Annotated in this window: 15 protein-coding genes; 2 read left to right on the forward strand and 13 right to left on the reverse strand. The window is 37.8% G+C overall.

Annotated features, from left to right (window positions below; translation table 11 throughout):
* Positions 1 to 276 precede the first annotated feature (276 nt).
* Both RHP64_RS05860 and xerC read right to left on the reverse strand, forming a co-directional pair.
* Positions 277 to 1,155: an aldose 1-epimerase family protein gene (locus RHP64_RS05860; RefSeq protein WP_011679911.1), complete on the reverse strand. Its 879-nt coding sequence runs from the start codon at positions 1,153 to 1,155 to the stop codon at positions 277 to 279.
* A gap of 64 nt (positions 1,156 to 1,219) precedes the next feature.
* The gene (xerC, locus tag RHP64_RS05865; RefSeq protein WP_014324800.1) at positions 1,220 to 2,122 is read right to left on the reverse strand and encodes a tyrosine recombinase XerC; all 903 of its coding nucleotides are present in this window, start codon (positions 2,120 to 2,122) and stop codon (positions 1,220 to 1,222) included.
* A gap of 141 nt (positions 2,123 to 2,263) precedes the next feature.
* Here xerC and RHP64_RS05870 point away from each other — a divergent pair, with 141 nt between their 5' ends.
* Entirely contained in the window at positions 2,264 to 2,704 is a 441-nt protein-coding gene (locus RHP64_RS05870) for a hypothetical protein (protein ID WP_011679913.1), read from the forward strand.
* 33 nt (positions 2,705 to 2,737) lie between these two features.
* Here the strand turns inward: RHP64_RS05870 and RHP64_RS05875 are convergent, their stop codons facing one another.
* The 3 genes from RHP64_RS05875 to RHP64_RS05885 all read right to left on the reverse strand — a co-directional run bounded on the left by RHP64_RS05875 (position 2,738) and on the right by RHP64_RS05885 (position 5,082).
* On the reverse strand, positions 2,738 to 4,081 hold the full coding sequence (locus tag RHP64_RS05875) for a PFL family protein (protein WP_002814654.1): 1,344 nt from the start codon (positions 4,079 to 4,081) through the stop codon (positions 2,738 to 2,740).
* A 53-nt stretch (positions 4,082 to 4,134) separates the two neighbouring features.
* Complete coding sequence (locus RHP64_RS05880) at positions 4,135 to 4,407, reverse strand: ACT domain-containing protein (RefSeq protein ID WP_014324802.1); 273 nt, start codon at positions 4,405 to 4,407, stop codon at positions 4,135 to 4,137.
* Between the two features lie 231 nt (positions 4,408 to 4,638).
* A complete protein-coding gene (locus RHP64_RS05885) occupies positions 4,639 to 5,082 on the reverse strand; it encodes a nucleoside 2-deoxyribosyltransferase (protein ID WP_011679914.1) in 444 nt (147 codons plus the stop codon).
* A 266-nt stretch (positions 5,083 to 5,348) separates the two neighbouring features.
* Here RHP64_RS05885 and RHP64_RS05890 point away from each other — a divergent pair, with 266 nt between their 5' ends.
* Positions 5,349 to 5,984 (forward strand): hypothetical protein, encoded by a 636-nt coding sequence (locus RHP64_RS05890; protein ID WP_011679915.1) that lies wholly within the window; start codon positions 5,349 to 5,351, stop codon positions 5,982 to 5,984.
* A gap of 27 nt (positions 5,985 to 6,011) precedes the next feature.
* Here RHP64_RS05890 and RHP64_RS05895 read toward each other — a convergent pair whose 3' ends face one another.
* From RHP64_RS05895 to lepA, 8 genes are all read right to left on the reverse strand, one after another.
* The gene (locus RHP64_RS05895; RefSeq protein ID WP_025268148.1) at positions 6,012 to 7,169 is read right to left on the reverse strand and encodes a hydroxymethylglutaryl-CoA synthase; all 1,158 of its coding nucleotides are present in this window, start codon (positions 7,167 to 7,169) and stop codon (positions 6,012 to 6,014) included.
* A 135-nt stretch (positions 7,170 to 7,304) separates the two neighbouring features.
* Positions 7,305 to 8,927 carry an ABC-F family ATP-binding cassette domain-containing protein gene (locus RHP64_RS05900; RefSeq protein WP_025268149.1) on the reverse strand — a complete coding sequence of 541 codons (1,623 nt, stop codon included), beginning with the start codon at positions 8,925 to 8,927 and terminating at the stop codon, positions 7,305 to 7,307.
* Between the two features lie 163 nt (positions 8,928 to 9,090).
* Positions 9,091 to 9,528, reverse strand: coding sequence for a hypothetical protein (locus tag RHP64_RS05905; RefSeq protein WP_010280083.1), 438 nt, complete (start codon positions 9,526 to 9,528; stop codon positions 9,091 to 9,093).
* Between the two features lie 48 nt (positions 9,529 to 9,576).
* Positions 9,577 to 10,314, reverse strand: a complete 738-nt coding sequence (locus RHP64_RS05910; protein ID WP_025268150.1) for an RsmE family RNA methyltransferase — start codon at positions 10,312 to 10,314, stop codon at positions 9,577 to 9,579.
* On the reverse strand, positions 10,314 to 11,204 hold the full coding sequence (gene prmA, locus RHP64_RS05915) for a 50S ribosomal protein L11 methyltransferase (protein ID WP_462784969.1): 891 nt from the start codon (positions 11,202 to 11,204) through the stop codon (positions 10,314 to 10,316). The genes RHP64_RS05910 and prmA overlap by 1 nt, the downstream gene beginning before the upstream one ends.
* On the reverse strand, positions 11,191 to 12,261 hold the full coding sequence (locus RHP64_RS05920) for a zinc-binding alcohol dehydrogenase family protein (protein ID WP_011679920.1): 1,071 nt from the start codon (positions 12,259 to 12,261) through the stop codon (positions 11,191 to 11,193). Before RHP64_RS05920 ends, prmA begins: the two co-directional genes overlap by 14 nt.
* Positions 12,258 to 13,049, reverse strand: a complete 792-nt coding sequence (locus RHP64_RS05925; protein ID WP_025268152.1) for a hypothetical protein — start codon at positions 13,047 to 13,049, stop codon at positions 12,258 to 12,260. Before RHP64_RS05925 ends, RHP64_RS05920 begins: the two co-directional genes overlap by 4 nt.
* A complete protein-coding gene (lepA, locus tag RHP64_RS05930) occupies positions 13,033 to 14,886 on the reverse strand; it encodes a translation elongation factor 4 (RefSeq protein ID WP_025268153.1) in 1,854 nt (617 codons plus the stop codon). The genes RHP64_RS05925 and lepA overlap by 17 nt, the downstream gene beginning before the upstream one ends.
* Positions 14,887 to 14,948: the final 62 nt, after the last annotated feature.

Here is a 14,948-nt window from a genome sequence, read left to right on the forward strand (position 1 = left end):
ACAATAACCTGATCACTTACGTGGATCTTACGTTTGGCAGTACTTGAGATTGCTCTCGTTCAACCAACCCTCAACGGTCCATTTGCCATGTTGCGTTCGGCCCTACTTCCAGTAACAAGGGCTCCCTTTACGTGCACACATGGTTTGATCTCCGTCTCATCAGTTTATGACGTTTTTAAATTACTATCAGTTTAAGACATTATGATAGATAATGCAACCTTTTAACCTAAATTCTAATAAAAAAGTCATCAATACTAATGTATCAATGATTTCTTATTAGAAGAACTGTAGACTATAGGTGCCATTAAAAGTGTCGCCGGCAGCTAAAACATTTGAACCAAATTTCTCTTTAAAGTTACCTGTTGCATCCACCGTGTCAGCCAACCCCCACCATGGTTCAAGCGCAATAAATGGTGCTTGTTTACCAGCAGGTGTCCAAACGCCGATAAATTGCGCATTGTCTAACGTCATACGCAATCCATGTTGATTAGCCAAACGAGCCAACAAAAATGACGTCTTTTGTCGATTGAGTTTCAAAATAATAGCATCATCATGATAGTCTTCTTGACGCAGACGTAGTGGAATACTAGCATTAAAAGGCGTGGGATGGTTTGGATTGGAATATGGTCCAACTAGACGTACACGATCATATATTTTTTCAGGCTCAATTGACAGATAGTAGTCCGAAAACTTTCCTCCATCCAGTGGCAAATTAAAGGCCGGGTGTCCACCCACACTAAAGAATAGGGTTTCTTCTTTATCGGGATTATGTACGATATAAGCAATATGTAGTGTGTCATCCTCTGTTAATTCATAACTGATATCTAATTGAAACTTAAAAGGATATACACGATGCGTCGACTCAGAGTCAACAATACGAAAAACAGCCTTATTTTCACTTTGTTCAACAACATCAAATAACATATTACGTGCAAAACCATGTTGGTTCATGTAATACGTCTCACCCGCAACTCTAAATTGATCGCCACGTAATCGGCCCACAATAGGGAACAGATTTGAAGCATGTCGTCCCCAATATTTAGGGTCTGCAGTCCATATATATTCTAATTCAGCATTTTTATGCCAGACACTTGTTAATTCGGCGCCTTCTGGATTAATTTTCACAATGAGGTGTTTATTTTCTAGCGTTATCATAACTTTTATTTTACTATCTTTTCTTAGATTTGTGAAGCGCTTGATAAACTATTTTTGTAACCGGTTACTTATTGGCTCGCGGAAAGAAATTTTGATAATTTTTTTGTAAACTTTCTCGCGTCACATGGGTATACATTTGTGTCGTTGACAAATTAACATGACCCAACAGTTCCTGAACCGTTCTCATATCTGCACCTCGATTAATCAAATGGGTCGCAAAAGTATGACGCAACATATGTGGGTGAATTTTACCAGTCAATGCAGAACGTTGCATTAACTGGTTTAAAATGTAGGTAATGCCAGCTGGTGTAATTGGCTCGCCACGATGATTTACAAATACATATTCATGTTCTTGATTTACTGTTAAGGATGCACGCAAGTCTGTAATGTATTCTTTCATAATATTTTCTGCAAAATGCCCAAAAGGAACATAACGATCTTTATTTCCCTTACCATGAATGAGCACCAGGCGCTGCGAAAAATCCAACTGAGATAGCGTCAATCCAGCAATTTCAGCCACTCTTATGCCAGTAGCATATAAAAATTCAAGTAAGGCTGCATTACGTTCCCACAAATGATCTTCATGATTGTAGGCCACATCAAAAAGTTCATGCAGTTCATCTTCGTAAAAAAAATCTGGTAATTGGTTCTGATGTTTTTTTAATGAAATACTATCAAATGGATTATCAATGGCAAATTGATTAGTAATTAAAAATTGATAAAACATTCGCAAACTGCTAATCTTTCTAGAGATAGTTGTACGAGCCAACTTTTTTTCATATAAATCATTCAAATAGACACGTACATCTAAAGTTTGAACTTCTCCAAATTTTGTAAATCCGCCACTTTCATGCAAATAATTCTTAAATTCAGCAATATCTGTTAAATAAGCTTTTAAGGTTTGCGGTGAATATTGGCGTTCTGATTCTAAATAATCATGATAAAGTTGTTCTTCACGTGTTGTCATATTTTCATTATACTATCTATTGAAAAGATTAAGAACAATTAAATTTGTTTGCAATCATATAAACTCACCCAAATTTGTCTTAAGATGTCGTATAGTAAAGTTAGGATCTAACAATTAACGTTAAAGATATGGAGATTAAATATGAAAGTACCAGTATATAGCCCCATAGAGCAATTACGTGAGCGCGTAATGAAGTTACAAAACAAGGCATTGGTTAATATTGCTAATTTCCGAAAAAATGTCTTAAAAAATCGAGATGACCGACGCAAACGAATAGCTAAGTTATCAAAAACACGTGAAATTTCTATTGTTCCTTATGAATCAACAGCCAGAGCTGTTGACACTAATAGTTTTGCCTATGCCTTGGAAGCCTCAATTACAGAAAGTGCTGCACCGCAAAAAAAACATTTTGCCATTTCAAATTATATTAAAAACTTTTTCTATCACCCACTTCGTGTTTTATCTACCGTCGTTATTCTGATTCTATTAGTTTATATTGCGGTTATGTTTTCTAAAGCAGTTTCCACAAACCAAAATCCAATTACCGAAACACGAACACAACAATCGAAAAATACAAAATAAAAAAGTTGCGATGATTTTTATCGCAACTTTTTATTAGTTTTTAAATGAATGAATCGGTGCTGGAATGTGTCCGCCACGATTGATAAAGTCTGCACTTGACTTTTCTACAACTGGCATAACTGGAGCAGTACCTAACAACCCACCATAATCAACCATATCACCAACCTTTGTACCCAAAGTTGGCAAAATACGGACAGCCGTAGTTTTATTATTTTGTACACCAATAGCGGCTTCATCAGCGATCATTGCACTAATTGTCGTTGCACTAGTATCTCCTGGAATAGCAATCATATCTAATCCAACCGAACAAACAGCAGTCATTGCTTCAAGCTTTGATAACGTCAATGTACCTTCTTTTGCTGCATCAATCATACCAGCATCCTCTGAAACTGGAATAAATGCACCGGATAGGCCGCCAACACGTTGCGAAGCCATAACACCACCCTTTTTAACAGCGTCATTCAATAGCATTAATGCAGCTGTAGTTCCGTGCGTTCCTACTTGTTCAAGACCAATTTCTTCAAGAACTTCAGCTACAGAATCACCTCGTGCAGGTGTAGGGGCCAAACTCAAATCGACAATTCCAAATTCAACTCCAAGTCGTTCAGCAGCTAGTGCACCCACCATCTGTCCAACACGTGTAATTTTGAAAGCTGTCTTTTTGACAGTTTCGGCAACTACTTGAATAGATTCGCCTTTTACCTTTTCCAGTGCACGTTTTACAACGCCAGGCCCAGAAACACCAACGTTAATCACAACATCGGCTTCACTGACACCATGAAAAGCACCAGCCATGAAAGGATTATCTTCGACAGCATTTGCAAAAATAACGAGCTTGGCATTAGCTGTATCGGATTTTTCAGAAATTCCTTTTACAGTTTCGCCCATCAATTTAATTGCATCAAGGTTTATACCTGCTTTAGTTGAACCAATATTAACACTCGACATCACTAAATCGGTTTCTGTTAGCGCACGAGGTAACGATTTAATTAATGCCAAATCCCCATTGGCAAAACCTTTTTGGACCAATGCTGAATAACCACCAATGAAATCAACACCCACTGCTTTAGCCGCATCATCCAAAGCGTGTGCATAATAAAGCATATCATCGGGTGTTGCATGACCTGCAATCAACGCAATTGGCGTTACACTGATGCGTTTGTTTGTAATTGGAATACCATATTCACGTTCAATTTGCTCAGCAACTTTTATCAAGTCCTTCGCATATGTTGTAACTTTCTTATATATATTTTTTGCAGTTTGTTGTGGATCACCTGCGATTGTGTCGAGCAACGAAATACCCATTGTAACTGTGCGGATATCAAGATGTTCTTCCTCGACCATGTTGATTGTTTCTTGTATTTGCTTTGTTTCCATGACTTCTCCAGATGATTCAATTCGTAAGTTCTTTAGTAGGTTAGCTACAAATATTAAACTCTACTCATCGCATCAAATATTTCTTCACGTTGCGTATGAATAGTAACGCCTAAATCAGTCCCTAACTTATTCAAATCATCTTGCAACACGTTAAATTGCCCTTCTAATTCTTCTAAATTAATTAGCATACTCATCGTGAAAATATCACTCATAATCGTTTGAGAAACATCTAAAATGTTGATGTTGTGATCCGCTAACGTGTTAGCCACCCCAGCAATAATTCCCGGCTTATCTTTACCAACAACTGTTACAACTGCTTTACTCATAGTCATACAAATTCTCCATTAAAATTTACTTACAATATTATACCAGATTATACAGCAAACTATCTCGCAAAAACGAATAATTAATAGTACAAACTATTTTTTATTCGTTTTATCATCTATTCATTATACAATTACATCACCATTCAAAACGATTAACAAAAAATATACGTTCAAATGATTACCTGTTTTTTATTTTGTTCGGGAGACACATATCAAGTTCACTCTTAAAAATTAAAAGATTTCACCACTAAATTCAATCTTTGGCGTAGCATCAAAGTCGTAAGTTTCCAAATCTGAGATATCCGTAATATAAGCCGTTAATGGCATTCCCATCATTAGATTTACTGCACCAGCTTTTTCTTTAACAACAATAACCGGAATGTTTTTGGCTACTGCGTAGCCAAACTCCCAAGCAGTTCCTGGATCTACTTCCTGCCCTACATAATCAATAACCGCTACCATGACGTCAGCTTGGTTAATTGCCTCAATATCGCCGTTGTAGGTTGCGACACGCCACTCCGGGCCAAACATTTCAAATTCTTCGTGTTGGTGTTCGCGTGGTGAAAAAACAGAACTTAATGTTTGATTGGCTGCTAAAGCTTTTTCAACACGTTCAACACGCTCAATTTGCTCTTTATCGAAGAATGGACTCGCAAGGTAAACATTTTTTGACATTTTTAACTCCAATATTATTTAATGCTATTAGTATAACACACCTTCTGGTGAGATTAATCGACCTGAAGACATAAAGACTTCTAAATGAATAACGTTTCGCAAAACAAATAAACAAATGACTTCTTAGTAGTTCTTTTATACTTGAAACAGACAATAATTTTAGATATAATAATGTTGCAAGCGCTTAACTATAATGGTGATGCCGTGCCGGGACACGCTTCATCGGTTAAGTGCTTTTTCTTTTTCAAAATAAGGGGGATAAGAGAATGATATTTTTGTTTATCATTTTATTTTTATTAAGCATATTACTTGTAAGTTTTACGATACAAAATAAGCAGAGATATGGGACATTTCTAGTACCACTTATATTCTCAATATTATGTATTGGTGGTACAATCTTTTTTGGTTTTCAATTGCCGTCAGCAATACAAAAGATACAAAAAAATAATGACGCACAGGTAAATTCAAACAAACTAACCAAGTCGCAACAAGCCCATTCACAATCAAATTTGGAAAATGGCAGTACGACTGTAATATCCGATGCTACAACGAAACAACAGCAAGAACAACTCAAATTAAAAGAACAAGAGCTTACTCAGAAACTTGACACAGCATATAGCAAAATTGGTGACGTCACTTTTAATACCGATGCCAAAACTTTCCAGCTCAAACTTTACACTGATTCAGATTTATCAAAGTCGGTTGCTCAAATAGAGACCGACCCAAGTTTAGCAGAAGAAGCGCACTGGTCGAATTTCACTGATTCACTTTTAAAAACTTCGAAGAATATCAAAAAATCTTTTAAAACTGGATACACTTTTGAACTAATGGGTGTCAATGACAGTAACAAAGTGTTGTTTGCGGCAAAAGATGGTGCTGAAATCAGCTCTATCACAAAATGAAGAGATGCATACGCATCTCTTCATTTTTTATTTATATTGTCTTTCACCATTCTGCCAACCTAAAAACTGAAAATGATCTGCGTCAGGATGATCAGATGAAACGTTCTCATGTGAATCAAGAAGCTGTGAATTAAATATTTGTTCATACTGATCTACAGATACTTTTTTTCGATCAGCTAATTCATTTTTTGTTTCATTTGCTGGTACATACTTAAAGAAGTTTTCTTGCAATGTTATAGAGTACAGCTCGGCTTCAGCACCTGAACCATAACTAAATATGGCCAACCGCTCTCCTGCAACCAAATCTTGTGCGTAACTCAACAATGATAACAAGCTTAAATACACAGAGCCAGTGTACAAATTCCCTACTTCTCGACTAAACTTTTGACTTGCCTTTAGATTTTTTAATAACCGTCCTTGCGTTCTCTCATCAGCCTCATCTATAATTTGATCAAAAGCTTTTTTACCCATTTTTGTATACGGTAGATGAAAAGTAAAACCTGCAAAATCAGCGATTGTCCGCCCGGATTGGTCCTTATATCGTTGCCATAGTGTCAAAAACATTTCTTTATAAATATCTGTTGATAAATGTCCGTCTACTATGGCTTCCGTTCTATCGATAGGACGCCAAAAATCTGCGACATCTCGGCTCATATAAACCGAATCAGAATTAATTGTTGCAATGTGTGGGCTTTCTGAAACAATCATGGCAACAGCTCCACCACCTTGGGTCACTTCACCAGGTGTATTTAATCCGTATCTTGCAATATCCGATGCGATAACTAAAACCCTTTTACCAGAATGGCTTGCAACGTAATCTCGAGCCTGCATCAATCCGAATGTTCCCGCATAGCATGCTTGTTTAATCTCAATTGTTCGCGAAAATTCAGACAAATTAAGTAATTTTTGAACATATAATGCGCTTGATTTTGAATTATCGATACCAGATTCAGTGGCAAAAATAATCAAATCAATCTGCTGACGATCATCATTATCAATAATTTTTGCAGCCGCGTTAGCACCCATTGTTACGACATCTTCATAATTCGGTATCACCGATTGTTTATCTTGACCAATACCAATAGTATATTTATTCGGATCCACCCCACGTTGCTGAGCTAATTCTACCAAATCTAATACATATTCAGATGTGTAAAATGATAATTTATCAATTCCAATTGCCATTCTTTTTACCTCCTGTTTTATTGTGGTTAAATAGCAAAAAAAGAATTAATAAGTCGACGCTCAAAATTCACAATATGTTACAAATTATGGTTTTTGTGCCAGCTCATTAATTCAATTTATTATATTACTTATCTACTAGTAAAGTTCATTTACTTTGTCCTGAATACTATCATTATTAATGAATTCATCATACGTCGTATCAACGCGATCAACAACACCCTTTGGTGACACTTCAACAATATGATTTGCCGTAGTTGCTAAGAATTCATGGTCATGCGAAGTCATAATAATTGAACCCTTGAATGCGATTACCGCATCGTTAAGGGACTGAATTGACTCCAAATCCAAATGATTTGTTGGGTCGTCCATCAATAGCACATTAGCTTTGAGCAACATCATCTTTGCCAAAACAATGCGGACTTTTTCGCCACCGGATAACACATTAATTTGTTTTAAGGAATCATCACCACGGAACAGCATTTGCCCGAGCATACCACGTAAACTGGTGTTATCTTTTTGGTCTTCTTCCGCAAAATCACGTAACCAATCCAAAATAGTTACATCTTGATTATCGAAGTTATCATTTAAATCTTTAGCAATATAGGATTGTGACGTTGTAACACCCCAAGAAACAGTCCCCTCATCTGGTGCCATCGTACCTGCTATAATTTGCATCAACGTAGTGGTTGCTAAATCGGAACGTGATAAAATAGCAATTTTATCGTTTGGTCGACCAATAAAGGAAATATTATCTAATACTTTTTCGCCGTCAATTGTTTTTGAAACGTTTTCAACGCGAACCATATCATTCCCGAGCTCACGATTAATGGGGAAATTAATGAATGGGTATTTTCTTGATGAAGGTTTAATATCATCTAAAGTAATTTTATCTAATTGCTTTTTTCGGGCTGTAGCCTGCTTTGATTTTGAAGCATTAGCTGAAAACCGAGCTACGAAATCTTGCAACTGTTTAATTTGTTCTTCCTTCTTAGCATTTTGTTGAGAAGCTAAGCGTTGGGCCAATTCAGACGATTCACGCCAAAAATCATAGTTTCCAACAAAGGGTGTAATTTTTCCAAAATCAACATCCAAAATATTGGTTGAAACAGCGTTCAAAAAATGTCGATCGTGGGAAACAACAATAACTAAGTTCGGAAAATCAGCTAGAAAGTCTTCTAGCCAATTAATCGTCTGTACATCCAATCCGTTGGTTGGCTCGTCTAAAATCAAAATATCTGGATTACCAAACAAGGCTTGCGCAAGCAGAACTTTCACTTTATCATTTTCAGTTAGCTCACCCATCAAGGTATCGTAAACACTATCGCTAATACCCAGCTTGCTCAACAATTGACCAGCTTCAACTTCAGCATTCCAACCATCTAGCTCTTCAAATTCCGCACCCAAATCAGCAACACGTACACCATCTTCATCGTTAAAATCCGGCTTAGCATAGATAGCGTCCATCTCAGTTTTAACTTCGTACAATCGCTTATGACCTTGGATCACCGTATCTAAAACCGTAAATTTATCAAATGCAAAGTGATCCTGCTGCAAAGACGACATTCTCTCGCTATCACCGATTGAAATGGTTCCTTCAGTTGGTTGTAGTTCTCCTTGCAATAACTTCAAAAAGGTAGACTTACCAGCGCCATTAGCACCAATAATGCCATAAGTATTACCGGGCGTTAATTTCAAGTTAACATCTTGATAAATTTTAGGCCCTGAAAAACTAAAACTCATATCTGAAACTGTAATCAATGTAAAATCCTCCAATTAAGTAATGTAAAATAGTATCTCCAGAGTTCATTATTATCTGTATGCTTTGAGCAATAACTATTAAACACAAAGGTAAAATATCCTATACCAGTGTAACAGAAAAAGTGCGAAATATCGCACTTTTTCTAGTTATTCATAACACTAATTATACTTTCAAGTTTCCATCAACTGAAACTTGTCCATCATTCTTTGTCTCACTTTTTAAATCACGGAATCCGTTTTCAACTGGAATTTGATTTTCATCCGGGTCATCACGTGTATCTCCGAAAAAGGTGAATAAACTTAGTACAATGTACATTAGTCCAAAATAAAATCCATACTGATGAGATACCAAATGAAGTAATAATGTTGAAATTCCAGAGAATACTGCAGGCAAGGCAAATAAAATGAGAGGTGATAGCCCACGCTTACGCACACTATACCCAAGATATAAAGTATAAAGACCATTAATGATTAGATAAAACCAGATAACTTTATGTAAACCACTCACACTGAGTAACTTACCAATAAATGGTAGTACCAAACCAAGCATAAACGCTGCAAGCCACTGATACCCGTAGTATTTTTTGAATATCTTCAGCATTATTTCACCACCTATAGTTATCTCATTTATTTATTATATTATAACGAATTAATTTAGTTCACGCAACACGCTAATCGCTGACATTGCATAGAGTGGCGCTGTTTCAGCTCTCAATATTCGAGGACCCAATCCAGCTAATTCAAAATTCTGCAATCGTAATTCCTCAATCTCATTTTCTGTTAGACCACCTTCAGGACCAAATACACAGACTAGTTTTTCTCCAGATGGAACAGCCGAAACAGCCGCTATTAGTGCAGCACTTTCTCCATCACGAGCTGATTCTTCCCAAGCAACAAGTCCAGTATTTTTAGGCATTTGGATAGTATTTTGCCACGTGGTAAAAATAATTTCTGGAACAACCAAGCGATGTGCTTGCTCTGCTGCAGCTTGCGCTATTTTATTAAATCTTTTGACTTTCTTTTCTTGTTGCTTTCGCCAATCGGCAACTGTTCGTTTCATTGAGGTGAAAACGATTGTTTTGACACCAAGCTCTGTTGCTTTTTGGATAAACCAGTCAGAACGATCATTCTTTAGGGGAGACACGACAAGTGTTACATCAATTGGTAACTCAACATTTGAATAATATCGATCAATCACTTTGATATTAATAACCTCGGAATCAATTAAAGTAACTTCTCCAAGGCAGATTTCCAAATTATTACTAACAAATTCAGCTTTTGACCCCACTCGAGCTCTCAAAACTTTGCCAAAGTGCTTAAAAATGTCATTGTCAGCTGTCAAGCGAATCGTATCATTAATTGGTTCGTTTAGAAAATAGCGTTGCATTATTTAAAATCCTTTTTTGCAATGAATGCATGCCAGTCACCCATTGTTGTGTGTTGAAAAATTTTATATCCCGCTTGTTGTAGCTGTTGTTCAATCGATACTGAAATAGCATCATAGATTCCAGAAACCAAGAAATAGCCACCTGGCTTCAGGCGTGACCATGTCTGTGGAATAAGGCGTTCAATAACGTCAGCTAGAATATTAGCAACAATCAAGTCTACAGGCTTATCGATAGCAATTGACTCCAGTAAATCACTAGTTACCACTGTAACATCATTGGCCACTGGGTTTAACGCTAAATTTTCTTTAGCAACATTCACAGCCATCTCGTCAATATCTGTTGCTAAAATACCTGCTACACCGAGTTGTTTTGCAGCGACGGATAGTACTCCTGAACCCGTACCCACGTCTATCATGCTTTCTCCGCCACGAACGACAGTTTCTAGCGCTTGGATCATTAATCGTGTTGTTTCATGAACTCCTGTTCCAAAAGCTAACTTAGGATCCATAATAATTGGATATTCATCTTTTTGAGCTGCTACAAAGTTTTCCCATGAAGGTACAACAGTAATGTGTCTTGTTATGCGGGTGGCATGATAATATTGTTTCCAGTTGTTTTCCCAATCTGATTGTGCCACGTCATTTAATGTAATAGTTGCAGGTGATGCATCAACCCCAAGCATCACTAAGTTATCCAACTGTTCTTTTATCCGACTAACAGTGTTAGGTAAAGATGCATCGTCTTCAAAATAAGCTGTCACTGTTACTGGTGAAATATCATCAACAATCTGCACACCCTCAGCGCCGGTTGACATCAATATATCAGCAATTGGTTCAATGCCATCATTGTTCGTCGCAACGGTGAGTGCCTGCCATTTATTGTTCGTCATACTTCACCACTACTTTTCCAATCATGCGACCAGCTTCAACTTCTTTCGTAGCAGCACGAATATTTTCTACAGACAGCCCGTGATAAGTCTTCGACAGTGTCGTCTTGATTTTATTCTCATCAAGTAAACGCGCTACCTGATTAAGTGCATTCCCTTGAGACTGCATATTAACGCCATAGTTTCCCTTCGCAAACATGAACACCCAGCTAAACTGTGCGCCAATGTTCTTCAAAGGCCCCATATCAATTGGCTCCGTCGTTTCAACAATTGATGCAATTCGTCCAAATGGCTTAATAACGGCTGTTGCAAGTGGCCAATAATAATCCGTATTTTGTAAAATCGCAATATTATCAACTTTATCGTGCTGAATCTTTCTCATCTGCTCGTTCAAATCTTGATGGTAGTCTAAGATATAATCAGCGCCAAGTGACTTAACCCAAGTAACAGACTCGGTGCGAGATGCTGTAGTGATAACTGTCATCCCGATATACTTTGCTAATTGAATTAATACAGATCCAACACCACCAGCACCATTCACAATCAAAATTGTGTGCCCCAAGGCACTGTTTTCCTCAAGATCATAACACAACGCTTCATGTAAGATTTCGTAGGCTGTAATTGATGTTAACGGCATAGCCGCAATTTCTTCATCACTCAATGAAGTAGGGGCATGGCCGACCAGTGCTTCATGAACAACTTGAAGGTCAGCGTTAGAACCGGGTTTCAATTGCGCTCCAGCATAGTAAACTTTATCACCAACGCTGAAATGTTGAACATTTTGACCAACTTCTACAACCACGCCGACAGCGTCAAAACCCAAAATACGAAAAACGCCATCATGAGTATAATTGGCTCTCATTTTTGTATCCACCGGATTGACAGAGCTGGCCAAAACTTTAACTAGTAATTCATCTTTATCCGGTTGTGGTCGGGGAATAACTTTTTCCACAAAAGCATCCGGTTGATCAATTAATAGAGGCCGTTCAAATCCAATGGCACGCATTTTATGACTTTGACCAAATGGCCAAATGTTTTTTATTTTGTCTAATAAATTCATTCTGATAACCCACTATTTAAAATATTATTCAGCGTTTGTTTCGATACTTGATAAATTGGTTTAAAGTTTTCATGAGTATACAACATTGTTATTGTCATATTTCTCGTCGCTGAGGTTGGCATGTCATCCTTCAAAACACTTTGCCAGTTTTCAGCGATCATAGCATACTCAACTAAGCGCAACTGTTCAGCAGATAATTTGCTTGCCTCACTAGATTTCTTTTGTAATTGTTTTTCAACATATCTTTGAACTTTTTTCTGGCCAGCAGGCAAATCAATAGGTGTTACTTGATATTGAACCTTTGCGTTATGGTATCGATCATACCTTATTTTTGTGATTTTATAGTTACGATCACGTTGTAAGGTCTTTACATATCGTTGCGATAAATCGCTTATGACTTGTTTCTTTTGATACTTATGGCCATCAAAAGTAACTGAATCTGCCACTTTAGCGCTGCTCTTCCACGCTTTGCCAACACTAGTAGCAATTTCTGTTTGCCACGCTGTATTGGTTAAATGTACAACCTGTTTGGTGCGTTTGTCATCAGAATGGCCTGTCAAGCCAAATTGTAACGCGATCGCTGCATCTTTTTGAAGAGTTTTCACACGGGTCTCCTGCGAGATGCCATCAAAATTAAAAACAACTCTGGCAACTGTCAGACTAACCACTAACAGCATAACCAGTACTGAACAAACTGTTAGGATTTTAACTTTACGATTTGTTGGTTTTGACTGCTCGGATAAATTGCGTGCTAATCTAGAACGCTTTGTGTTAGTTTCCTCGGGCATATTGGGCATCGTCCTCCGTTTTAAGCACAGCCATGAAAGCTTCTTGCGGTACCTCGACTGAACCAACAGACTTCATACGTGCCTTACCCCTTTTCTGCTTGTCGAGCAACTTCGCACGACGATCAGGATCACCCGTATGAATTTTAGCCGTGACATCCTTACGATAAGCTTTAATGTTTGTACGAGCTAATATTTTAGCGCCAATAGCTGCTTGCACTGGAATTTCAAAGTTTTGACGTGGAATGATCTCTTTTAGTTTAGAAGTAATAATCCGTCCTCGTTCTACAGCAAAGTCACGATGAACAATGAAACTCAGGGCATCAACCTTCTCACTATTTAACAGAATATCTATTTTGACCAAGTCGGATTGTCTGTAGGATGATAACTCATAATCAAGTGAAGCGTAACCACGTGTGCTCGATTTTAGTTTATCAAAGAAATTGAAAATAATTTCGGACAAAGGCATGTAATACTTGACATTGACACGCGTGTCATCCAAATATTCCATTGTGTCAAATTCACCACGTTTGCGTTGCGCAAGTTCCATAACAGCACCAACGTAATCATTAGGCACCATAATTTGGGCATGCACATAGGGCTCTTCAATGTATTTCACTTTGGGCGTGTCTGGCATTTCGGATGGGTTTTCAATCTCAATAGTTTCTTCATCATTAGTTACCACTCGATAAGTAACAGACGGAGCAGTTGTCACCAAGTCCAAATCAAACTCGCGCTCTAGTCGCTCTTGAATGACATCCATGTGTAGCAAACCCAAAAAGCCAACTCGATACCCAAATCCTAGTGCTTGTGAAGTTTCTGGTTCAAATGTTAACGCAGCGTCATTGAGCTGTAGTTTTTCCAAAGCTTCCCGTAAATCCGTGTACTTAGCGTTGTCTGAAGGATATAGACCAGAATAAACCATAGGTGTCATCGGTTGATATCCGGATAATGGTTCACTGGCTGGATTATTCACTAGGGTAATTGTATCACCAGAATGTGTCGTATGAATGTCCTTAATAGCTGCTGTTAAGTAACCAACATCCCCCGCCATCAAGTAATCACGTTTCTGAGCATTTGGAGACATCACACCAACTTCCGTGACCTCATATTCCGCACCAGTGTTCATCATACGAACCTTGTCACCAGGCTTTACAATGCCTTCTCGTACACGCATGTTAACAACCACACCACGATAAGCATCGTAGGCTGAATCAAAAATCAAAGCACGTAGTGGTGCATCGATATCACCTTGCGGTGCAGGTAAATCGGTAACAATTTTTTCCAGCAGTTCTGGAATACCAATGCCTTGTTTAGCTGACGCTAACACTGCCTCTGAAGCATCAATGCCAATAACATCCTCAATTTCCGTACGAACCTTTTCGGCATCCGCCGCCGGTAAATCAATTTTGTTAATTACAGGTAGAATTTCCAAGTCATTATCTAGGGCCAAATAAACGTTAGCTAACGTTTGTGCTTCAACGCCTTGAGAAGCATCAACAACAAGTATAGCCCCTTCAGCAGCTGCCAATGCCCGCGAAACCTCATAAGAGAAATCAACGTGTCCTGGTGTGTCAATCAGATGGAAAATGTAGGTTTCACCGTCTTTAGCGTCATAATGAACTTCGACCGCATTTAGTTTAATCGTAATTCCACGTTCACGTTCTAAATCCATCGTATCCAGTAACTGATTCTGCATGTCACGTTCAGCAACAGTATGTGTCTGTTCCAAGATACGATCAGCTATGGTTGATTTTCCATGGTCAATGTGTGCAACAATTGAAAAATTACGTATGTGTTTTTGTCGTTCTTTAAGTTCATTCAAATTTAATTCTGTCATAATTGGCATTTTTTTCTTTCAGTTTTCTATCTATTTAATTTTACCATAAAGCCTCACGTTAC

This window comes from Leuconostoc sp. XM4 (assembly GCF_055698815.1).

Excerpts from the sequence above, each read along its gene's own strand:
- RHP64_RS05860 (WP_011679911.1), bottom strand. The coding sequence starts at position 1,155 with ATGATAACGCTAGAAAATAAACACCTCATTGTGAAAATTAATCCAGAA.
- xerC (WP_014324800.1), bottom strand. The coding sequence starts at position 2,122 with ATGACAACACGTGAAGAACAACTTTATCATGATTATTTAGAATCAGAA.
- RHP64_RS05870 (WP_011679913.1), top strand. The coding sequence starts at position 2,264 with ATGAAAGTACCAGTATATAGCCCCATAGAGCAATTACGTGAGCGCGTA.
- RHP64_RS05875 (WP_002814654.1), bottom strand. The coding sequence starts at position 4,081 with ATGGAAACAAAGCAAATACAAGAAACAATCAACATGGTCGAGGAAGAA.
- RHP64_RS05880 (WP_014324802.1), bottom strand. The coding sequence starts at position 4,407 with ATGAGTAAAGCAGTTGTAACAGTTGTTGGTAAAGATAAGCCGGGAATT.
- RHP64_RS05885 (WP_011679914.1), bottom strand. The coding sequence starts at position 5,082 with ATGTCAAAAAATGTTTACCTTGCGAGTCCATTCTTCGATAAAGAGCAA.
- RHP64_RS05890 (WP_011679915.1), top strand. The coding sequence starts at position 5,349 with ATGATATTTTTGTTTATCATTTTATTTTTATTAAGCATATTACTTGTA.
- RHP64_RS05895 (WP_025268148.1), bottom strand. The coding sequence starts at position 7,169 with ATGGCAATTGGAATTGATAAATTATCATTTTACACATCTGAATATGTA.
- RHP64_RS05905 (WP_010280083.1), bottom strand. The coding sequence starts at position 9,528 with ATGCTGAAGATATTCAAAAAATACTACGGGTATCAGTGGCTTGCAGCG.
- RHP64_RS05910 (WP_025268150.1), bottom strand. The coding sequence starts at position 10,314 with ATGCAACGCTATTTTCTAAACGAACCAATTAATGATACGATTCGCTTG.
- prmA (WP_462784969.1), bottom strand. The coding sequence starts at position 11,204 with ATGACGAACAATAAATGGCAGGCACTCACCGTTGCGACGAACAATGAT.
- RHP64_RS05920 (WP_011679920.1), bottom strand. The coding sequence starts at position 12,261 with ATGAATTTATTAGACAAAATAAAAAACATTTGGCCATTTGGTCAAAGT.
- RHP64_RS05925 (WP_025268152.1), bottom strand. The coding sequence starts at position 13,049 with ATGCCCGAGGAAACTAACACAAAGCGTTCTAGATTAGCACGCAATTTA.
- lepA (WP_025268153.1), bottom strand. The coding sequence starts at position 14,886 with ATGACAGAATTAAATTTGAATGAACTTAAAGAACGACAAAAACACATA.